Source organism: Providencia rustigianii DSM 4541, assembly GCF_000156395.1.
GTDB lineage: Bacteria > Pseudomonadota > Gammaproteobacteria > Enterobacterales > Enterobacteriaceae > Providencia > Providencia rustigianii.
The window spans coordinates 890,950-913,630 of the sequence record NZ_GG703817.1; the positions used below are offsets into that span (position 1 = coordinate 890,950).

The following is a 22,681-nucleotide window of genomic DNA, read 5'->3' on the forward strand; positions in this document are numbered from 1 at the left end:
CCCTATTTTATATTACAACCACGTACCAAAACGTTTAATGTAATATTGCTTCATTAGCTGAGCAACCACACAGTAACTCACCAGTGTTAAAACTAGCCATGGAAAATATTCAATAGGTAATGGCTGTAATCCTATCATTTCACCAAATGATGAAAATGGTATATATAAGCCTAACGCTATAATAATCCCCGTAGCCAGTAATACCGGTAATGCAGCAGTACTCTGAATAAATGGAATTTTTTGTGTCCGTAACATATGAACAACGAGTGTTTGTGATAATAGCCCTTCAACAAACCACCCCGACTGGAAGAGTGCCTCATGAGCAACGCTATTGGCTTGGAAAACATACCACATCAATGCAAACGTCGTGATGTCAAAAATAGAGGATGTTGGCCCTATCCAGATCATAAAGCGCCGAATATTTTGTGCATCCCATTTGCGCGGGCGTTTCAAAAATTCCTTATCCATTTTATCCCAAGGTAATGCTAACTGGGACATATCGTACAACAGATTTTGAACTAACAAATGGATAGCAAGCATAGGTAAAAATGGAATAAATGCGCTAGCAACTAAGACTGAAAATACATTTCCAAAATTAGAGCTTGCTGTCATATTCAAATACTTAATAATATTTCCAAAGGTTTCCCTTCCCTTAATCACTCCTTGCTCAAGTACCATTAAATCCTTTTCTAACAAAATAATATCCGCAGATTCTTTAGCAATATCAGTGCCGGTATCCACGGAAATACCCACATCAGCATCACGTAATGCTGGTGCATCATTAATGCCATCCCCTAAAAAGCCAACGGTATGTCCATTACCTTGTAATTGCTTAAGAATGCGTGATTTTTGTAACGGAGTTAACTTGCAGAATACAGAAACCTGTTCAACTTTTTGTTTCAGTTCATCATCACTCATAGCTTCAACTTCAAGCCCTGTCATGATTTCATCAACATTGAGTCCAACATCATGGCAAATTTTTTCAGTGATTACCGCATTGTCACCCGTTAACACTTTAACCGTAACGCCATTTTCTCTTAGAGCCGCAATTGCAGAAATTGCACTCTCCTTTGCGGGATCTAAAAAAGTAAGAATACCTTGTAATTCAAGTTGTTGTTCTGCTTGAGCGGATAAAGGTAAGCATGCTTCTGCCTGATTTAAATATCGAGTCGCCAAGAGTAATACACGGAAACCTTGTTTGTTATAATCACTAACAAGTTCACTAATCTTTGCTCTAGCATGGTCATCCAACAAAATTGTTTTTCCATCTTGCTGGTAATGTTGGCACGCGGACAACATCTCCTCAGCCGCACCTTTACAAATTAATAGCGCATTACCTTCCGGGGTTTTTACTGTGACCGATAATTTTCGACGAATAAAATCAAAAGGTAGCTCATCAATTTTTTGATAGGCTTTCAATTGTTCAATTTTGTCATTACCATGCCCCCGCCGAATAATAGCTTGATCCATCATATTTTTGGCGCCACTCTGATGGAAGCTATTCAACCAAGCTAATTGGAGGATTTTACTATCTTTCAGCCCATGACTATCAAGATAGTGTTCAAGAATAATTTTATCTTGAGTCAATGTTCCTGTCTTGTCGGTACACAGCACATCCATAGCGCCAAAATTTTGGATAGCATTTAATCTTTTTACTATGACTTTATGTTTGGACATTGCTATCGCCCCTTTTGCAAGGTTCGAACTCACAATCATCGGTAACATTTCTGGCGTTAGCCCCACAGCAACCGCAAGAGAGAAAAGTGTTGCTTCAAACCAATCTCCTTTAGTAAATCCATTAATTAATAAAACAATGGGTACCATGACAACCATAAAACGGATCAGCAGCCAACTCACACTATTAACACCGCGGTCAAATGACGTTTGTGCCCGAGTTCCAACAATAGATTTAGCGAGTGATCCCAAATAGGTTTTTCCTCCGGTAGCAACGACAATTCCTCTTGCGGTTCCACTCGTCACATTGGTTCCCATTAAACAGATATTTGAGATTTCCAATAACTCATTTTCTGTTGGGGATACTGGCTCTAAACTTTTTGCGGAAATATTTGCTAATGTGTCATATTTTTCAACAGGAATGGATTCCCCCGTCAAAATAGCTTGGCTAATAAATAAGTCTCTAGATTCAACCAGTTTTAGGTCTGCAGGAACCATATCTCCAGCGGATAATAGAACAATATCTCCCGGAACTAGGCATTTGATAGGAATTTCTTTGCGTACTGAGCGTCCCGTTTTGCTATCTCTACGGAAAACGGTTGCGGTGGTTCGCACTAAAGATTTCAGTGCTTCAGCGGCTTTATTAGTTCGATATTCTTGCCAAAAACGAAGTAATCCACTTAATAAAACCATGGTGACAATAATAATGACACCCGTTAAGTCCGTTTCCTCTCCTTGTCGTTCAGGTATCAAATAGTCAGTGAAAAAACTGACGATGGCTAATATGATGAGCACGAAAATAAAGGGATTTTTGAACGAGGCTACTAACTGTTTCCATGCAGGAGGTGCCTTTTCATGGGCAACTTCATTCTCCCCCTCATATACTAAACGATCCAATGCTTCACTTTCGGATAAACCTAATAGATTAGTTTGGTATTCGTTTAAAACCTGTTCGATATTTTTATTGGCTTGTTCACCAACAATGAATTTTTGACGCGCGGAAGTTTTTACGCTTTTGCGCTGTTGCCTTATTTCAGTCATAACGTTATCTCTAATTCAGCATTAAAGTGCTTTATTAACGCTATCTGACTGAAAAATAATTATTTTAGCCAGATAGCTCTCGTTTATATCTCCATGACGGAGGGTGGTCGTCCATTTTGGCTCCTCTGATTAATTAATTTTCGGCAGTTAAGCTGGTAGCTCTGATGCCACTTTCCAATTGATGGCACTGACGCTTTGCTCAAGGCTAATGCGGCAAACCAATGCTTCGATTTCTTTTTGTTCGGCGGGTGTCGCCAAAAACTCTGCACACACTTCAAGCTGTTCTGTCTTCAGGGTATCTGCACTACTGAGTGATTGAAGGCGAATATGTAACCCATTAATGGCTTGTAAAATAAGGGTTCTTACCAGAATTTCATCCCCTTGATGGCACATAACTCGAATTTTATAGCGTTGTTCAACATCCAGAGCTTGTTGCTGGGGCTGACGATTAATTTTGGAAGCCGCTTCTCTTAGCAAAATATTGGCGCATAAGATCAATAATGTCGCGATTGTCGCTAGTTCATATTGCCCTAAGCCACATAACACACCGATTCCTGCAGAACACCACAATGTTGCTGCGGTATTTAATCCACGGATATTCATGCCTTCCCGCATGATAACTCCAGCACCTAAAAATCCAATTCCCGATACCACTTGCGCTGCAATACGTCCAGGGCTATCCGGGGATGTTGTCACCGAACTTAAAATAAAGACTGCCGCCCCTGTTGCCACAAGTGCATTTGTACGTAAGCCAGCCATTCTTTGGCGCCATTGACGTTCGGCACCAATTAGTGCCCCTAAGCACATTGCTGCAACTAAATTTAAAATTTCAGGAATAAAAAGCATAATGATCCCTCCAAAAGATTTGGATAAAGGTAAATTTGCGCTAAAAAAACACAACTAAAAATTGAATATAAAAATATTCAGGTGTTATTAACGATTACCTGGAGGGAATAGAGAGTAAATATAAACCAACATGATACACACTCACCGCAACAGCGAAATATTCATACAAAGATGAAATATGACTTTATCTAAAACTAAGGAGTATGTGTGATGAGATATCAGACACCGCCCGCCATGGTGGCAAGCAGTTAATGGAATAGACGATTAATTACTTGCCAATTAAATTAAGTTTTTAGTACAACTCTGGCTTTCCAAGTAATTATCTCCAAAATAAATGTGGCTTGAGTATAGGTGTGGCGAATTGTTAAGTAAAGCTCAAAATGTTAATTATTTATCTCTATTTTTCTGCTTTAGCTTCTCATACGAAAAAGCCCGTCATTAAATAATGACGGGCTTTAGAAAATCAGTTAAGCAATTAGCTTAGATTGCAGTTACGTTTGCAGCTGCTGGGCCTTTTGCACCGTTTTCAATGGTGAATTCAACTTGCTGGCCTTCTGCCAGAGTTTTGAAACCATTGCCCTGAATGGCAGAGAAGTGGACGAAAACGTCTTTGCTACCATCAGCTGGAGTAATGAAACCGAAGCCTTTAGACTCGTTGAACCACTTAACTTGACCTTTCATTTTGTCGGACATTTGACTTTTTCCTATATAACATCAAAAAACTTGCCTTTTGGCATATATGGGCCAGAGTCAGCTATTTAATCAGGGAAACACCAAGATGAAGCGTTAAGGTCAAAGGCTATCTAAGATAACTTTCTTCTTTAGAACACACTAACTTAGTAATCATACATCAAATAGGACTGCTAAACAGGCCGACTGTCATTAACTCATGACTTTGAGATAATAGCAACTATTTTATACGTCCAATATGTAAAATTTTGTCGTTTTTTAGACTAGGTCACTTTTGATGAATATAAGCCTAACAAATGAGCTGCACTTTATTGATAGTGTAAAGGTTTCTTTGTTGAAACGTGATTGTTTACTCATCAATATTTAGCAAACAAACTCGAAACAATGACAATCCAGTTAAATATTTTTTTTAACTGATATATAACAATTCATTCGCCGCGTGATACCCTCCTAGTATAGATATCTGACAGAGAGTCACTTACCATGGATATTATCAAAAAAATACTTATCGACGATTTAGATGCTATTAATCTACGCGAAGCTAGAGATGGAAAACCTCACTTTAATAGTCAATTTTTAGCTAATCACCCATATCTCTGTATAGGCATGATTGCCGCTTACTTACCACTGGCTATTATTCTTTGGTATGCCCCCTATTTTGGACCTTATTGGACGGCAGGGATCACTATCCTATTTATCGTGCTAGCCAGTGTTCTATTATTCGATGTTAAACCCGTTTATCATTTTGATGATATTGGTGTTCTCGACTTGCGGGTCTGTTATAACGGCGAATGGTTTGTCACAGAGCCTGTATCTGAAACTGCACTGAATCAGATCCTTGAATCAAAAGAAGTTCCAGCATCAATTAAGCAAGAAATCTCTCGTTTATTAGCATTAAAAGGAATGCTCTCTTTTTATGATATTTATCATATTGCATATCCAGAGATCCCAGCGCTAACAAGAACTGCTTTAGCTACTCAAAATTAATGCAATATCAAATATATAGCATAAATTCCAGTCAGAATGAGCAGTGAATGAGCAGTTGGTTTTTTTTTGTATTTTTATCGTTGACAGTTCGAGGTGATGTCGTTAATATTCGCCTCGTTCTCAGGAACGAGTCAATTCCTCCATAGTTCAGTCGGTAGAACGGCGGACTGTTAATCCGTATGTCGCTGGTTCGAGTCCAGCTGGAGGAGCCAAATTTAAGAAGCCCGCTTCAGGTAAAACCTAAGCGGGCTTTTTGTTTTTTAATATTATATCCTTGCTAATTCGCTCTTCTAGCTAACGCCCACTAAATCTCTTACCCATTATTGCTATCATTTTTTAAGTTGCTACCCTCTTAGTAACACCATAAAAATCCGACAGCTACTGGATTCAGGCATAAATAAACAGCAATTTGTTTAATTAACAACCTGTCGAGCATTTTTTTTCAATTTTATGCTTTACAAGTGAATACTGGCTGGGTAATATGCGCCTCGTTCTCAGGAACAAGTCAATTCCTCCATAGTTCAGTCGGTAGAACGGCGGACTGTTAATCCGTATGTCGCTGGTTCGAGTCCAGCTGGAGGAGCCAAATTTAAGAAGCCCGCTTCAGGTAAAACCTAAGCGGGCTTTTTGTTTTCTGTCTTCCCAGGCTTCTCAGCTTAACCATCTTTATTTTCCTAAAGATTTCAACCCTCGATTAAATTCTATTAAATATTTTTCCAATTACCGTTATTTTTTCTTTCAAACATAGGTAGTTAGAGCAAAATTTTTTCAATTCGCACAGATAACAGGCAAACGAACTCATTTTGCTATTTTCCCCTTTGACATTACTGATGGGGAAAGCTAATATCCTCTGCGTGTTAGGGGAGTTCCTCCATAGTTCAGTCGGTAGAACGGCGGACTGTTAATCCGTATGTCGCTGGTTCGAGTCCAGCTGGAGGAGCCAACTTAATACTACTTTTCCGTTTTTCTCTGTATTATTCCCCCCTTATTTTTCCCTATTGTTTTTTTAAAACCCCTAGATTTATTGTGTCAATATTTGCTATTTATCATAGCTATTTTATTTTTTTCGATTTATCATTCTATCCCGGCTTGAGCACTTGCTCATCTCTCATCCCCCCTTTATGGAGCCGGTTTAATGACAACAGTAACAACTCTAACGATCCGCCGCCCTGATGATTGGCATGTTCATTTTCGCGATGATGAAATGTTAAAAACAGTCGTACCGTTTACTAGTCAGTTTTTTGGTCGCGCCATTGTCATGCCAAACCTTGTCCCACCGATTACTACCGTAGAAGCCGCGAAAGCATATCGTGAACGAATCAAAAAAGCCGTTCCCAATGGACATCAATTTACCCCATTAATGACCTGTTATTTAACAGACACCACTGATGCTCAAGAGTTAATCCGTGGCTTTAATGAAGGCGTATTTACAGCTTGTAAATTATATCCTGCAAATGCGACCACTAACTCTAGCCATGGCGTTTCTGATATTAAGAAAATTTATCCCGTTCTTGCTGCAATGGAACAAGCTGGGATGCCATTACTGATTCACGGAGAAGTTACTGCCAGTCATATTGATATATTTGACCGTGAAGCTTTATTTATAGAACAAGTCATGTTGCCGCTGAGAGCACAGTTTCCACAATTAAAAGTAGTCTTTGAGCACATTACAACGAAGGAAGCTGCGCAATATGTACTGGATGCCAATGAATTCACCGCAGCCACATTAACGCCTCAGCATTTGATGTTTAATCGTAACCATATGTTAGTCGGTGGTGTTCGTCCGCACTTATATTGCTTACCTATATTAAAACGCAATGTACACCAAGATGCTTTACGTGCAGCTGTCGCTTCTGGTTGTGATCGCTTCTTCTTAGGAACTGATACAGCACCACATATTCAATCTCGTAAAGAGACTTCATGTGGATGTGCGGGAGTCTTTAATGCACCAACGGCATTAGCCGCCTATGCGACTGTTTTTGAAGAACTCGGAGCCCTAAAACACTTTGAGGCATTCTGCTCCCTGAATGGACCCAAGTTTTATGGACTGCCCGTAAATGAAGGTCATATCACGCTAACTAAAGCACAAAATATCATCTGCGATTCTATCGAATGCGCTAATGATAAGCTTGTTCCATTCTTAGCTGGCGAAGATTCAGGCTGGACTATTGCCGTAAGCCAATAAACTATATATGGGAAGGTACTCGCCTTCCCATAACTCTTTTTTAGTAGAAATCACTTACATATTTTTATAACAATCATAAAATTATGTAAAAAAATGCTGCAACCACTACCATATTTTCAAAATATTCATATACTACATATAGCTCGTCCTGAGTTACCTGCTCTTAGTCATTGATACGCTATTATCACCATGTTTGATTTATCACCATGTTTGATTAGGAGGTCTAAATGAATAGAAAAAATGATGTCATCCAAACCCACCCTGTTGTTGGTTGGGATATCAGCACTGTTGACGCTTATGACGCAATGATGCTTCGTTTACATTACCTCCCAGAGCAAAATAAGAGTTTAGACAGTGCCGTCGTGGATAAAACCATGTGGTTAACAACTGATGTTGCTAGGCAGCTGATTGATATTCTTCAGGCTGGAATTGATAAAATTGAGTCTGGCGAATATGTAGAAGCTAACTTCAAGACTCATTAGCAAGTAACAGATAAAGGATGGATATTTGTACTGTTGCAAATATCCATTACCAATCTATTTATTATCCAAACCAACCCCTCCATTGAATAGTAATAAATAAAATTATAAATTTATTTATTAATTGCAAATACAACGGTTAATTTATTGTTTTTATTATTACTTGATTGACTTTCATATCAATTCCAATTTATTGTAATGCTCTTTTCGGACAAGGATGTTCCCTATGAGAATATTAGTCATTGATGAGTGTTATTATACCCGCCTTGGTATTACTGAATATTTATCTTCTAATAAAAAATTAGAATTCATTAGTACAGGGTGCATTAAAGATGGTATTGAATTTGTAAAAAATAATTCACCCAGTATTGTTCTGGTTAATTTAACCTATTACTGTCACTACTCTAGCTATTGCCCATTACTTAAAGCACTATTAAATGCATCGAGTAGTATTAGATTTTATATTTATATTAATGCCACTTATCCATTAACAGATAACCCTCTGTTACTTAAGGATAATTTTTTTTATAATGTCAAAGAAGATAATAGCCAAAACACTTGATAAAGTTATTAATGATTCAGAACAAATAGAAAAAATTACTAAGCTCGCTAATAATAATGATTCATCTATTTTTACTATAAAAGAACAGAATATAATTAACAACTGGATGAATGAAACACCAAATCATATTATATCCAGGAAACTCGGGATAAGTAATAGCACCGTATACTCACAAAAACGGCATATTACGTCTAAAGTTTTTGTTAAGAACAGAATTGAGTTATTTTTTATTTATAATGTTTTTAAATATCTTTATTAAAAAAAGCCCTTTTGAGGGCTTTTTTATTAATCAAAAAATTACTTATGGCTATTTAATAATCCATCTGATAAGCGGTGACGCGACTTATTAAATATTTTATTACTGACTTCACGTCCAGCACGACGAGAGCGTTGTTCATCTTCAGGGAGTTTCATTTCTTCCGTACATTCAACGCTACAGCACCCTTCATATTTTTCAGCACAACTTGGGCACTGGATAAATAGCAGATGGCAACCATCATTTTTGCAATTCGTATGTGTGTCGCAAAGCTCACCACATTGATGGCAGTGCGCGAGTGTATCATCAGTAATGCGCTCTCCCATCCGATTATCAAAAACAAAGTTTTTACCTTTAAAGCGCAGCGGTAATCCCTGTTCTTTTGCTTTACGGGCGTATTCGATAACGCCACCTTCAACATGATAAACATTCTGGAAACCATTATGCAGCATGTAAGCGCTCGCTTTTTCACAACGAATACCGCCCGTGCAATACATCACCACGTTTTTATCTTTTTGATCCTGTAGCATTTCAACAGCCATTGGCAATTGCTCTCTAAAAGTATCTGACGGCACTTCTAGCGCATTCTCAAAATGCCCTACTTCATACTCATAGTGATTACGCATATCAACGAAAATCGTATTTGGATCGTCGATCATCTCATTCACTTCGTGCGCTTTCAGGTATTGCCCTGTATTCTCAGGATTAAATGTTTCATCCTCAATCCCATCAGCAACAACGCGATCGCGCACTTTCATCCGTAAAACCCAAAACGATTTACCGTCATCATCAATAGCAATATTTAAGCGTAAATTATCTAATCGTGGGTCTGTACTGTAGATCAATTCGCGCAAGGCATCCACATTAGAGGCAGGAACACTAATTTGAGCATTAATGCCCTCTTTCGCAATATATACGCGACCAAAAACATTCAATGCTTGGAACTGTTGATACCATTGATGACGAAAAGCAACAGGGTCTTGAATATTAAAATACTTATAAAAAGATATTGTCGTGCGCGGCTCTGTTTCTGCCAACATACGTTCTTTCAGAACTTTGTTTGAGACTTGGTTATGTAACACTGGCATGGTGTTCGTTTTCCCTTTGTAACGCATTGATATTAAATTTGAGTTTTCATTCATCGCGTGTTGGCGAGTAAATTGTGATTATTATCACCTTTATTATGTTAATAAAAAACCTTTTATTTGGAGGGGTATTGTTTAGAGAACGTATCGAAATGATAATTTGATGTGATTAAAATATGAGAAATATAAAAAAGGGAGGGCTCCCCCTCCCAGGCACTTGCCGAAGTTACGATGGTTAGCTACATCGTATATGCGCAATGTCAACTGCTTACAACAGAGAAAGCGTTCCCTATCCCGCTATGCAGAACGGGATAGGTTTGCAATCTCTTTACTGCACTTACTACTTTTATTGCATACCAACTTACTACTTCACTAAATAAAACTTGGATTAGCTAATTCGCTCAATGCGTGCGGGTAAACCTTGTCTCACCGATGCACCTGATACCCAGTCAAGCCATGTATTGGCAACTTCACGAGTTGGGTCAGCAAAACCTAAATCGTTTAAGTTAATCCCTGAACCATTTGCCGCATTCATTGGCATAGGTTCGCCATTCAAATAATGTTGTTTGGCGCCCATTTCGGTATGGCCATAACCATGCTCAACAGCCAGAACCCCTGGCATTACACCATCAAGTACACTAACTTGAGCTTCACCATGACCACCTGGCGTAGTTATCTTGATCCAATCTCCGTGCTTAACCCCCATTTTCGCCGCATCATCTGGGTGGATAGCGACTAAATTTGTTGGTTTTACATGACGTAAACGCTCAATCATCGTGGTCGAACTACTCATGACATGGGATTTAAACGACATCATTTTCAATGGCCATTCTTTCACTGGGAAGACCACATTCACATCTTCTCCATTTGCCATACGTGGTGGATAGTAGGTTGGACATCCACTATAACGCTCCCCTGTAATGGCATGACGGTTAATTGCAACCGTTGGATTCCAGATTTGTAATCCTTTTTTCCATTGTGGGCCCGTTGCATCCCCATCCCATGATTTCTCATACGGCGCAAAACGGCCACCACGCGTAAAGATATAAGCGACTCGGCGTACTTCTTCCGGTTTCAGGACTCGAGTAATTTCAGGCATGATTCGAGCTACACCGCTAATTTGAATATCTTCTGTCGCAGCTTCAGGAACTGGCTTTTCACCTAGCCATGCCATGTTTGCCGCTACGCGTAGATAATAATCTTCTGCGGTATTTAATGGATACATGTTGCCATCCATATCGGCAATCACATTATCACCAAAGCCCGGTAGATTAAGCTGCTTAGCAACCGCGATACAAAATGCTTCCATTGAAATCGGCTGCCCATCTGCTGTTTTCGCCGTACGTGAACTCACAATCGGCCAACGAGCCGTACTGGCTTTCACCTGCACACCAGACCATGGTGCGCTAAATCCCCAACTTTCAAAGTTATGGGTATCTGGCACGATATAATCCGCCAATGCGGTGGTTTCATTCATAAAGGCATCGATACCAATAATCAGTGGCAGATGTTTTGGATCTTTCAGTTTCTCTTCCATGACCTGACGAATACCCGCAATACCATAGACAGGGTTGGTCATGTTAGTGATCCAAGCTTTCAATGGATACGGATATCCCAGTAAAGCTGAGGCTAACTGCTCAGTTAATTGGCCTTTAGCAAACGGATACCAAGGGGCTTTGGCTGGATACGGTTTTTCACCTGCAGCAATTCTAGCTTTAAATTCATCTGATTTTTCATAGACTTCATTACTGCGAGATAACACAACACCTTTAGGTTTTACCTTCCCTTTGTAGCCAGAAATATTGTAACGAGGACCATCATTTTCCCCATTAAATTTACCACCACCAACGGAAACGCCCCCTTTCAGGTTCAGGTTACCAATTAATGCATTCAACATAATGACGGACCAAGCGGTATAAAAGCCGTTACCACTCATCATGCCGCCATGAGAAATAACCGCCGCTTTTCTATCATAAGACGTTAATGCCTTACCCAGTGATTGAATCGTTTTAACGGGTACTTGGCAACGCTGGCTATACTCTTCGAGAGTCATGCGGTCAGCAGCTTCTTTCAAGCATTGGAAGCTGGATTTTACCGTCACTTCACTGCCATCATGTAAAGTCACTTGGCGTGTGACAAATAACTCAGCGTTTGTCACCTCATCCGCCAGCTTCAGCTCACCAGAAGTATCTTGCACCAGATAAAATTTCTTCTCTTCATCTTCACTTGGAACACCCGTGAGATGAGTCTGTTGCAATAAATTTCCTGCTAATGGCTGTTCATCATCCGTAATCACTAAATGGGTCGCATTCGTCCAGCTTTTCTCGCCAGCGGCTTCCATGGACTTTTCACTAGGAACACTGAGATAAGCTGCGTTATAGCGCTTATTTTCAATAATCCAGCGGATCATTCCCATCACTAATGCCGCATCCGTTCCCGGTTGCACAGGCACCCAGTGACCGTGGTCATTCGCCAATGTCGTTGTTAACGGCAGAGCAGGTGATACCACCACGTAGTTAAAAGAGTCACGTAACCGCGCACTCGCTAACTGACGACCTTGACGTTTGAATGGATTGCCTGACTGAGCTGGCGATGTGCCTAAAAACAGTGCAAAACGGGTATTATCCCAATCGGGTTTGACGTGGGCATTCTTGTCCAAGTCATCCATCAATGCTCCAGAACCCGCTCGGTATGCAAGACCGCAGTAAGAACCGTGAGCCCCAAAGTTTTTACTACCAAACGCATTTTGAGCGAAACGACGGATAAAGCCGTCACGCCCGTCATCACCCGCATTAGTCACTAATAATTGGTTTGCTTTTGGGCCTAATTTAGGTTGAGAAGGATCTAACGGTGTTTCGAGGTCACGAATCGCTCTTAAGCCATCAACATGCCCTTCACCAAATAAATCCCCCCCCTCAGTAACTTCTTTAATGAGCTGTTCGAAGCTTATACGTTCCCATTTACCTTCCCCACGCTTACCAACACGCTTCATTGGCTCAAGAATACGTAATGGGCTGGTTAAGCCTTCCATTAGCGTTGCACCTCGAGCACAGGCTGTTGAGCGATTCTCTAATCCACTTTCACCACTCATTTTTTCAAACGCGGTGGTTAGTGGCATACCATATGGGAAATGCTTTTCTTGGGATAACGGATGATACGGGTTGCCTGCAATTCGTAAGACTTCATTTTTTGCCGTATCGACACGAGCACGGATACCACACTGAGTCCAACAACCAAAACATTGAGTCATCGCCACAACTTGGTCAGGATTTTCTTTCCAGCCACCAATCGCATTTCCTTCAGGAATGAGCGAGTTACCGTTAATTGGGCTAAGTGTCACTTTACCGGAGGTGCCATCCACTAAACCATCGACCGCACGTTTAGCCACTTCACGATAGCTTGCACCGAACAGAGCCAGACCACCGACAACTAAACCACCTTTAAGCCATTGACGTCTTGAGAATTTAGCCATGTTGCACTCTCCCCGCAAACCAGCGAACACCTTCGCGAATAATAATTGTTAAAGCAATCCACAATCCAAATGTACCGATTATCGCCAGTAACCCATCATCGCCTAATGGGAAATGGTATGGATTAGTGATGATGTTATATTTTGGCACCGCTTGAACTTCCATCAGGAAAATCCAACGTAGCGTCCACGCTAATGCCATAGAAACCACGGCTAAAATAGTAATGTAAGCCACTGAACGTCTGATTTTTAAGTTACTCGCAGCCATCACAAACGTGATAACCCATAGCGCACAAACGCCCATCAACATCCACCAGCCTGGGCTAGCAACATCAAGCTGCTGACGAACCGCAATCCCTGACGTGGTATCACCGGATAACCACAGTGCAAAACAAACCGCAAATAGCAACAATGTGATCGCTTGGAAACGAGCTAATCGATTTTGATACTGAGGTTCGCGACGTGCCCCCAGAGCAACTAATGCTGGCAATACTTGCATCGCACTCAAGAACATTAATACCGGGATCCACCAGCTAAACCAAATTGGACGAGCAATAAGAACAGATGCCTCACGACCGGTATACAGCAATAATCCCAGTGCTGATAATGCACTTAAGAGTGCAACCCAACGTGTCGCTTTATACTCTTTTTTCCAAATCAGCTTGACTAGCAACGCTACAAAATAGAGCCCCACAAATGCGGTAAATAATGGCAATAATACCGATCCCCACCACATCCAAGACCAGACGGTTGGATGTGCATAGAAATGCCAAACACGTGCGGTTTGGTGCAAATCAGCGGTTAACGCTAGCGGCGCAGTGATCCCCATCGTGATAGCAATAAACACCGAGATCATTTCTAAACGTCCGTTTTCGCTTTTGTTCTGCCAATGCAAATAACAAGCGTAGAGCACAGCGCAAGCCGCAATACCAATAAAGAAGAAATACTGTACCGCCCAAGGAAGCCAGAAAAATTCTTGCGGTTGAGCCATAATTTCTGAAATATAAGTCACTTGCTCGCTCATCAGAATACCTCCTGCCATAACGCCGGTTGCCCTTTACCTTGTAAAGGTTCCACAAACGCATCATCTAGACCGAGATAAAACACCTGTGGTAACGTGCCGCTTTCTGGTTTTAAGACTTTAATTTGTGCTTCATGCTCGCTGAGCATCTTGCGAATAGTGCTATTCGGATCTTTTAAATCACCGATAATACGTGCCCCACCGACACAAGATTCAACGCAAGCCGGTAATAATCCAACTTCTAAGCGGTGAGCGCAGAAAGTACATTTATCCGCAGTTTGTGTGGAATGGTTAATAAAGCGCGCATCGTATGGGCAAGCTTGTACACAATAGGCACAACCTACGCAGCGTTCATTATCCACAACGACAATGCCATCTTCACGTTGATAGGTCGCTTGAACTGGACAGACAGGCACACAAGGTGGGTTATCACAATGGTTACATAACCGCGGGAGCAGAACGTTGGTATAGCCCTCATTCCCTTTTAATGAAACCTGATATTGGCTAACAGTAGTCCTAAATTCACCCTGCGGAGTTTGGTTCTCAACGGAACAACTAACTGTACAGGATTGGCAACCTACGCAACGGCGCAGATCAATCAGCATTCCGTAGCGTTTCTCTGGGTTACCTTCTCGGCGAGTTGGGGAGAAGCTTAGACCCGCTTCGGCGATCGGGATCAAGGATGCGCCGGCAGTCACTGCCCCTATTTGTTGTAGGAATTTTCGTTTACTCAGATCCATAATTGGCTCCAGCATTGACATTGCTTATGCGAAAATAAAAGTTAATAATCAATATGTTATTGGTTTTTCAGACTTTATTGGCAACTTACTGCTGCCTATATTTGGTCACTGCAAAATTCTTATTTCTCTTTAAAATCGCTGTGTTATCTTGTACTTCACTGAAGCCAGTGTAAGAAGAAAACCGCTGCGCCCCTATTGTGGTTTACCACATACCCGAGGCGATATTGATCTAACGCAACGAATAAACCCTATATGTTAAAAAAATCGTCTATGCCGTTGTATCACATACTTTTAATGACACTGCTGATATGGTGTATACCAGCGAGTGCCGCACAATGGACAATCGGCGTACTTGCTCTTCGTGGCCCCAGTTTTACGCAATTACACTGGCAACCCTTAATTGATACGTTAAACGAATCCATCCCCGGTGAAAGCTTCACTCTCCAGCCGCTAAACCTTGAAGAGATGAAAGACGCTATCTTCAATCGCAAAATCGATTTTCTTCTGACTAATCCTGCACAATTTATTCAGTTAGATAACCGCTACCACTTACGTTGGTTGCTCTCATTACGTTCAGATGTTGAACCCAACAGTACAACTCGCAATGTCATTGGCAGCCTGATATTGGTACGCAAAGACAGCGATATTCATACGGCGGATCAACTCATAGGTAAAAAGGTGGGCGCTATTTCACCCGATGCGTTTGGTGGGTATTTGTTGGGTTATAAAGTTCTGCGCGATATGGGATATGACACTGAAAAAGATTTTCGGATGCAATTTTTAGGCTTCCCTGCTGACGCCTTGTTGTATGCCCTGCGGGATAATTCACTCTCTGCGACCATTGTGCCTGTTTGCTTATTGGAAAATATGGACAGCGAAGGGCTGATTGATAAAAATCAGTTTCGTCCATTACTGCAAAAAGAGAGCTCCCTGCCATGTTTGACAAGTACCGAGCTATATCCCAATTGGTCATTTGCTGCATTAAGTGAAGTGCCTGATAATTTAGTGGATAAAGTCACGAAGACCTTACTTTCCGACGATAATTCGAATATGCGTTGGGGGGCTCCAGCCTCGATGACTCAAGTCGAAAATTTATTACGGGACGTCAATCAGCATCCCCAGCAACGGGAAATTTGGCAAGATGTGGTGAGCTGGGTTATCCAACACCAAATCACCATTGGCATTATTGCATTGGTCTTTTTATTGCTTGGTATTAATCACGTTTGGATTGCCTTTCTGGTTCGGCGTCGTAGTCGGCAGCTCGAAGTGGCTCATAACCGATTACGCCAACAAGAAGCGAATCTACAAAAAGCCCAGCGACTGAATATATTAGGTGAAATGGCCTCTGGATTTGCTCATGAGCTTAACCAACCTTTGTCGGCCATTCGCAACTATGCTCAAGGCTCCATTTTACGATTGAAAAAAGAATCCGAAACGCATCCACTCATTGGGGCTATTGGTAAAATTGACGAACAAGCTCAACGTGGTGCCGATATCATTCGTAATCTACGTTTATGGGCTGGAAAGCCGGGACAAGAATCCACACTCAACTTTCGTCAACAATCTGTTAAACAAACTATTAATCATATATGGCAATTGTTGCAGGTCGAACAACATTATCCACAGGCTCAGTTATCCCTCCCCGAAACACCGGATGTTCAACTTAATCTTCCTGAAACCTTACTCGACCAACTGCTATCAAATTTGATCAGTAATAGTCTGCAAGCGGGAGCTCATCATTTACGCTTTAATTTTCACTTTGCAGAAAACCGTTTTTTATTAGTTTTACACGATGATGCTGGTGGGATGCCAATTGAGCAACTCAATCAAGGGATCACACCGTTTGCTACCACAAAGCAGGGGGGATTGGGGTTAGGATTAGTGATTTGCCAACGGTTAATTCAAAGCCAAGGTGGTGATATTCGTATTGAAAATCAGCTTAATGAAGATGGCGTCAATGGTTTGTACGTGACGTTAATTTTTAAATATCCGTAATAAGCGGAAATAGCGCATGTTTTGCCACACAAATGATAACATTCCCAATAACTATATGTGACAATGCTATGCGAACAATTAATATGTATATTAAACAAGCCTCGAGGTATGGTTGATGCCCGTTATTCACCTTGTCGATGATGACACTGATGTCACTGATTCCTGTCAATTTTTACTCGAAACATTAGGCTATACTGTCACGGTATGGAATGACAGCGAACAATTCATCCACCATGCCCCTCTCCATGAGGAAGGCGTTGTATTGCTAGATATGCGGATGCCGAAATTAGATGGTCGTCAAGTCCATCAATATCTCAAGGAACAACAAAGTACACTCTCTGTTATTTTTCTTTCTGGTCATGGAGATATTCCAATGGCCGTGGAGCAAGTCAAATTTGGTGCTATTGATTTCTTACAGAAACCCATTGATAGCCAACAACTTGCCCAAACCCTTGAACAAGCGCGTATACGCACCATTAAAGCCACTGAAGATTATTTAGTGAAACAGCGATATAACACACTGACGCCTAAAGAAAGAGATGTTTGTCGCTACGTGCTTCAGGGATTGATCAACCGGGAAATTGCAGATGTTGCGTGTGTGTCTGTACGCACTGTAGAAGTTCATCGTTCCCGCGTGATGGAAAAAATGGCGGTCAGAAATCTTGCTGAATTGATGAGCACTTTGCAATCAGCTCAGTTATTCAATGAATAATTTGGTATAATTACCCTCAATAAGAGTTTATTTTCCTATTGAATACAACTAGGTAGAAATATAAAACAATGATACAAGCACCAAAATTTAACAAAAGCTTATTGCACCCTCGTTACTGGCTAATTTGGCTAGGCATTGGCATTTTATATGTTCTTGTTCTGCTGCCTTATCCCGTTATTTATTGGATCGGTATTCGTTTAGGGCGTTTCTCTAAACGATTCTTAAAAGAACGCGTACAAATTGCGGATCGTAATCTGCAATTATGCTTTCCGGATATGAGCTTGCAACAGCGCCAAGAATACATCGATAAGAACTTTGAATCTGTGGGTATGGGCGTTTTTGAAACAGCAATGGCCTGGTTCTGGCCTGATTGGCGTATCCGCCGTTGGTTCAAAATCATCGGATTAGAAAATATGCGTGCCGCTCAAGCTACAGGTCGTGGGGTCATTGTACTTGGCGTACATTTTTTGACCTTGGAGATTGCAGGACGTGCCTTTGGTATGCATAACCCAGGAATTGGTGTTTACCGTCCAAATGACAATAAGTTGATGGATTGGCTGCAAACCCGCGGGCGTTTGAAATCCAATAAATATATGATTGGTCGCCGCGATGTCAAAAGCATGATTAGGGTACTGACTGAAGGCGAAGTCCTCTGGTACGCCCCTGATCATGATTATGGCCCACGAAATAGTTCATTTGTCCCCTTGTTTGCCGTAAAACACGCTGCAACCACCAATGGTTCTGCCATGTTAATTAAACACGGAAATGCTTTAGTCGTTCCATTTGCAGCCCATCGCTTACCTGATGGAAAAGGTTATGAATTACATATTCAACCCGCAATCGATGATTTCCCTGTTGATGATAATGTTGCAACCTCAGCAATGATGAACAAGGTCATTGAGCAAGAGATTTTACGTGCTCCTGAACAATATATGTGGCTCCACCGCCGGTTTAAAACTCGCCCTAAAGGGGAACCCTCTTTATATGGCGATTTAGATAAAATTCATCACCGTTAGGCTGTTACACGAAAACAAAGTAAAAATTTCCCCAAAATAATTCGTGTTGCAGCTAGGCGGCTAGCAAGATAAGACCTAGGAGCATACAAAAGTATGTGGCTAGGATTAGATTGTGCAGCTAACAACACTGCAGCGCGAAGTCTCTACGGGTACTCCCAAAATAATTCGTGTTGCAGCTAGGCGGCCAGCAAGATAAGACCTAGGAGCATACAAAAGTATGTGACTAGGATTAGATTGTGCAGCCAACAACGCTGCAGCGCGAAGTCTCTACGGGTACTCCCAAAATAATTCGTGTTGCAGCTAGGCGGCTAGCAAGATAAGACCTAGGAGCATACAAAAGTATGTGACTAGGATTAGATTGTGCAGCCAACAACGCTGCAGCGCGAAGTCTCTACGGGTACTCCCAAAATAATTCGTGTTGCAGCTAGGCGGCTAGCAAGATAAGACCTAGGAGCATACAAAAGTATGTGACTAGGATTAGATTGTGCAGCCAACAACGCTGCAGCGCGAAGTCTCTACGGGTACTCCCAAAATAATTCGTGTTGCAGCTAGGCGGCTAGCAAGATAAGACCTAGGAGCATACAAAAGTATGTGACTAGGATTAGATTGTGCAGCCAACAACGCTGCAGCGCGAAGTCTCTACGGGTACTCCCAAAATAATTCGTGTTGCAGCTAGGCGGCTAGCAAGATAAGACCTAGGAGCATACAAAAGTATGTGACTAGGATTAGATTGTGCAGCCAACAACGCTGCAGCGCGAAGTATGAAGGGAGAGCATGAAAAAAAACACATATTGGATACGCAACCTATATGTCGTCTGGTTCGGCTGCTTTTTAACGGGTGCAGCCTTTAGCCTCATCATGCCGTTCCTTCCCCTTTATATCGAAGAGCTGGGCATTACTGACCACGCATCTCTTAGCCTGTGGACAGGTGCTGTTTTTAGTATCACTTTTTTATTCTCTGCCATTGCGGCGCCATTCTGGGGGCGTTTATCTGACCGTAAAGGTCGTAAGCTCATGCTATTACGCTCTGCACTCGGTATGGCGATTGTGATGGTTTTGATTGGTTTTGCCCAGAATATTTGGCAACTCCTAGCATTGCGCGCTTTGCTAGGTTTATTAGGCGGATTTGTCCCTAATGCCAATGCATTAATCGCCACCCAAGTTCCTGTCAATAAAAGTGGTTGGGCAATGGGGATATTGGCAACAGGTGCGGTAAGTGGTGCTCTTATCGGCCCTTTAATTGGTGGATTACTCGCTGACCAATATGGCTTGCGCCCTGTGTTTTTTATCACCGCCAGCGTATTGTTTATCTGCTTTTTCGTTACCCTATTCTATGTTCGCGAACGCTTTACCCCAGTATCTCGTAAAGATGCATTAACGGGAAAACAAGTATTTGCTTCATTACGTAATAAAAATCTCGTGATCAGCCTCTTTTTTACCACCATGATTATTCAGGCGTCGATTGGTTCAATCAATCCAGTACTCACTCTATACGTTAGAGAGCTTGCCGAATCCCATGATAACCTTGCGCTTATTAGTGGGATCATTGCCTCAGTTCCTGGTGTCGCCGCATTAATTAGCGCGCCATTATTAGGGAAGTTAAGTGACCGAATAGGTCCAGACCGAGTATTACTCGCGGTACTGGCCGCCTCCATTTTTGTCCTATTTCCTATGGGATTGGTCAGTAACTACTGGGAATTAGGGGCATTACGTTTTGTACTCGGCGCTCTTAATGCGGCACTCTTGCCCGCAGTACAAATCTTAATTATTTATAATATATCCCACCAAGTCACTGGGCGGATATTCAGTTATAACCAAGCTCTACGGGATGTAGGAAATGTAACCGGACCATTAATGGGATCATTTGTTGCTGCAACCTATGGATTTAGAGCCGTATTTTTCTTTACGGCAGCCTTAGTTCTTTTCAATTTTATTTACTCTTGGATAGTCATAAAAAGGCAGTCGGATGGGCTTAGAGCAACCCCATCTGAAGAGTAGCGATTAAGTATGATCCCCATGCATAAACATAACTTTTTATTATCTTTTAAACGAAAAGTTTATAACCCACAAAAGACCTTTATAACTCCATGTTTTTAATTAACTTAATCGATTCAGAAAACATTCTTTTAATGTCAATCAAAATCCGTTATTCTTCCCAACCTTATAGTAAGAAATGAGAGTTACATCGAATATTCATCTTAAAAGTAACTTTTTTACAATAAATTCATTCTGCTTATAAGCCATTTTATAATAATGTATGCCGAAAATATGTTTGCAACACTGCATTAACATATCAAAACAATAGTACTTGAGCTTTCTACTCGATGTACACAATCAGGCACAACCTCACAAGACAACATGTATTGGAGTTTACACATGAGTCATTCTGCGACTAAAACTAAAACCTTTTTCGGGCATCCTTACCCGCTAAGTTCGCTTTTCCTCACAGAAATGTGGGAACGTTTTTCTTTCTATGGCGTTCGTCCCCTTCTGATCCTGTTTATGAGCGCAGCCTTATTACAAGGTGGTATGGGGCTTCCGATTGATCAAGCCTCCGCTATTGTCGGTATCTTTGCTGGTGGTGTTTATATCACTTCATTACCGGGTGGCTGGTTAGCCGATAACTGGCTAGGCCAACGCCGCGCAGTTTGGTATGGCTCACTGATCATTGCATTCGGTCATTTATCCATCGCTTTATCTGCCGTATTTACCAATACCTTCTTCTTCGTTGGTTTATTACTGATTGTATTAGGTACAGGTCTGTTTAAAACCTGTATCACCGTGATGGTAGGAACTCTATATAAGAAAGAAGATACTCGTCGTGATGGCGGTTTCTCGCTGTTCTACATGGGTATCAATATGGGCTCATTTATTGCCCCATTAATTATTGGTCCACTCCATGAAAAATACGGCTGGCACTTAGGTTTCGGTTTAGGTGGCCTAGGTATGGTTATCGCCCTACTAATTTTCCGTTTCTATGCCATTCCACAAATGCGTCGTTATGATAAAGAAGTGGGTTTAGACTCCACATGGAATCACCCTACTGTACAGCGTAAAAATGTGGGTAAATGGGTAACACTTGCGTTGGCTGCACTGGCGGTTCTTGTCACGTTAATCACTAACGGAACCATCCCGTTCAACCCAACCGTCATCGCCAAAAGCTCGGCATACATCATTTCAACATGTGTGGGTATCTACTTTATCTTTATGTTCTTCTGCGCAGGTTTAAACAGTAGTGAGCGCTCCCGCTTACTGGCTTGTTTAATTCTGTTAGTAGCAGCTGCTTTCTTCTGGTCCGCATTTGAGCAAAAACCAACCTCATTCAATATCTTTGCCCGTGATTATACTGATCGTCAATGGGGTGATTTTGAAATCCCTACGATTTGGTTCCAGTCAATAAACGCCTTGTTTATCATTCTATTAGCACCAATCTTTAGCTGGTTCTGGCCTTCATTAGCCAAGCGCAATATGAATCCAAGCAGCATGACCAAATTCGTTATTGGTATTCTGTTCGCCGCGGGTGGTTTCGCTATTATGATGGTTGCTGCAAACCAAGTACTGGCAACTCAATCTGGTGTTTCTCCATTCTGGTTAGTGGGCAGTATCTTATTACTGACGTTAGGTGAGCTCTGCTTAAGCCCTATCGGATTGGCAACCATGACTTTACTCGCACCACAGAAAATGCGCGGTCAGGTTATGGGATTATGGTTCTGTGCAAGCGCACTTGGTAACTTAGCCGCGGGGATCATGGGCGGAAATATCCGTAAAGACCAATTAGATTCAATGCCTGATTTATTCTCTCACGTCTCTATTGCTCTTGTTATCTGTGCTATTGTGCTAGCCGCTCTGATTATCCCTGTCAGAAAAATGCTACAGAATGCAGATAAAAACGACGCTAAAGCGAAGTAATTAACGCAAAATTG

17 protein-coding genes and 3 tRNA genes are annotated in these 22,681 nt (G+C 41.5%); 13 read left to right on the forward strand and 7 right to left on the reverse strand.

Going from position 1 to position 22,681, the window contains the following annotated elements:
• Positions 1–12: 12 nt before the first annotated feature.
• The 3 genes from mgtA to cspE all read right to left on the reverse strand — a co-directional run bounded on the left by mgtA (position 13) and on the right by cspE (position 4,254).
• Complete coding sequence (gene mgtA / locus PROVRUST_RS04360) at positions 13–2,715, reverse strand: magnesium-translocating P-type ATPase (protein ID WP_006813500.1); 2,703 nt, start codon at positions 2,713–2,715, stop codon at positions 13–15.
• A gap of 147 nt (positions 2,716–2,862) precedes the next feature.
• A complete protein-coding gene (locus PROVRUST_RS04365; RefSeq protein WP_006813501.1) occupies positions 2,863–3,561 on the reverse strand; it encodes an MgtC family protein in 699 nt (232 codons plus the stop codon).
• Between the two features lie 480 nt (positions 3,562–4,041).
• Positions 4,042–4,254: a transcription antiterminator/RNA stability regulator CspE gene (gene cspE / locus PROVRUST_RS04370; RefSeq protein ID WP_004909801.1), complete on the reverse strand. Its 213-nt coding sequence runs from the start codon at positions 4,252–4,254 to the stop codon at positions 4,042–4,044.
• A gap of 480 nt (positions 4,255–4,734) precedes the next feature.
• Between cspE and PROVRUST_RS04375 the strand changes: the two genes are divergently transcribed.
• The 8 genes from PROVRUST_RS04375 (at position 4,735) to PROVRUST_RS20125 (ending at position 8,723) form a co-directional block, all read left to right on the forward strand.
• Entirely contained in the window at positions 4,735–5,238 is a 504-nt protein-coding gene (locus PROVRUST_RS04375) for a YlaC family protein (protein ID WP_006813502.1), read from the forward strand.
• A gap of 136 nt (positions 5,239–5,374) precedes the next feature.
• Positions 5,375–5,450: transfer RNA gene (locus tag PROVRUST_RS04380), tRNA-Asn, on the forward strand.
• A 298-nt stretch (positions 5,451–5,748) separates the two neighbouring features.
• Positions 5,749–5,824 (forward strand) — tRNA-Asn (locus PROVRUST_RS04385).
• 281 nt (positions 5,825–6,105) lie between these two features.
• Positions 6,106–6,181, forward strand: a tRNA-Asn gene (locus tag PROVRUST_RS04390).
• 192 nt (positions 6,182–6,373) lie between these two features.
• Positions 6,374–7,423: a dihydroorotase gene (gene pyrC / locus PROVRUST_RS04395; protein ID WP_006813503.1), complete on the forward strand. Its 1,050-nt coding sequence runs from the start codon at positions 6,374–6,376 to the stop codon at positions 7,421–7,423.
• Between the two features lie 227 nt (positions 7,424–7,650).
• Entirely contained in the window at positions 7,651–7,905 is a 255-nt protein-coding gene (gene bssS, locus PROVRUST_RS04400) for a biofilm formation regulator BssS (protein WP_006813504.1), read from the forward strand.
• Positions 7,906–8,128: 223 nt separating this feature from the next.
• Positions 8,129–8,464 carry a hypothetical protein gene (locus PROVRUST_RS19845; protein ID WP_006813505.1) on the forward strand — a complete coding sequence of 112 codons (336 nt, stop codon included), beginning with the start codon at positions 8,129–8,131 and terminating at the stop codon, positions 8,462–8,464.
• A 106-nt stretch (positions 8,465–8,570) separates the two neighbouring features.
• On the forward strand, positions 8,571–8,723 hold the full coding sequence (locus PROVRUST_RS20125) for a LuxR C-terminal-related transcriptional regulator (RefSeq protein ID WP_230083759.1): 153 nt from the start codon (positions 8,571–8,573) through the stop codon (positions 8,721–8,723).
• 38 nt (positions 8,724–8,761) lie between these two features.
• Here PROVRUST_RS20125 and trhO read toward each other — a convergent pair whose 3' ends face one another.
• The 4 genes from trhO to ttrB all read right to left on the reverse strand — a co-directional run bounded on the left by trhO (position 8,762) and on the right by ttrB (position 15,035).
• The gene (gene trhO / locus PROVRUST_RS04415) at positions 8,762–9,808 is read right to left on the reverse strand and encodes an oxygen-dependent tRNA uridine(34) hydroxylase TrhO (RefSeq protein ID WP_039854447.1); all 1,047 of its coding nucleotides are present in this window, start codon (positions 9,806–9,808) and stop codon (positions 8,762–8,764) included.
• 385 nt (positions 9,809–10,193) lie between these two features.
• Positions 10,194–13,277 (reverse strand): tetrathionate reductase subunit TtrA, encoded by a 3,084-nt coding sequence (gene ttrA / locus PROVRUST_RS04420; RefSeq protein WP_006813508.1) that lies wholly within the window; start codon positions 13,275–13,277, stop codon positions 10,194–10,196.
• A complete protein-coding gene (gene ttrC / locus PROVRUST_RS04425; protein WP_006813509.1) occupies positions 13,270–14,316 on the reverse strand; it encodes a tetrathionate reductase subunit TtrC in 1,047 nt (348 codons plus the stop codon). The genes ttrA and ttrC overlap by 8 nt, the downstream gene beginning before the upstream one ends.
• Complete coding sequence (gene ttrB / locus PROVRUST_RS04430) at positions 14,298–15,035, reverse strand: tetrathionate reductase subunit TtrB (protein WP_039854287.1); 738 nt, start codon at positions 15,033–15,035, stop codon at positions 14,298–14,300. The genes ttrC and ttrB overlap by 19 nt, the downstream gene beginning before the upstream one ends.
• A gap of 252 nt (positions 15,036–15,287) precedes the next feature.
• Between ttrB and ttrS the strand changes: the two genes are divergently transcribed.
• The 5 genes from ttrS to PROVRUST_RS04455 all read left to right on the forward strand — a co-directional run bounded on the left by ttrS (position 15,288) and on the right by PROVRUST_RS04455 (position 22,667).
• On the forward strand, positions 15,288–17,030 hold the full coding sequence (gene ttrS, locus PROVRUST_RS04435) for a tetrathionate respiration histidine kinase TtrS (RefSeq protein ID WP_039854289.1): 1,743 nt from the start codon (positions 15,288–15,290) through the stop codon (positions 17,028–17,030).
• 115 nt (positions 17,031–17,145) lie between these two features.
• On the forward strand, positions 17,146–17,742 hold the full coding sequence (gene ttrR / locus PROVRUST_RS04440; RefSeq protein WP_006813513.1) for a tetrathionate respiration response regulator TtrR: 597 nt from the start codon (positions 17,146–17,148) through the stop codon (positions 17,740–17,742).
• A 68-nt stretch (positions 17,743–17,810) separates the two neighbouring features.
• Positions 17,811–18,758, forward strand: a complete 948-nt coding sequence (locus PROVRUST_RS04445; protein WP_006813514.1) for a Kdo(2)-lipid IV(A) acyltransferase — start codon at positions 17,811–17,813, stop codon at positions 18,756–18,758.
• Between the two features lie 774 nt (positions 18,759–19,532).
• Positions 19,533–20,756, forward strand: a complete 1,224-nt coding sequence (gene mdtG / locus PROVRUST_RS04450) for a multidrug efflux MFS transporter MdtG (RefSeq protein ID WP_006813515.1) — start codon at positions 19,533–19,535, stop codon at positions 20,754–20,756.
• Between the two features lie 378 nt (positions 20,757–21,134).
• Entirely contained in the window at positions 21,135–22,667 is a 1,533-nt protein-coding gene (locus PROVRUST_RS04455; RefSeq protein WP_006813516.1) for a peptide MFS transporter, read from the forward strand.
• The last annotated feature ends 14 nt before the right edge of the window (positions 22,668–22,681 follow it).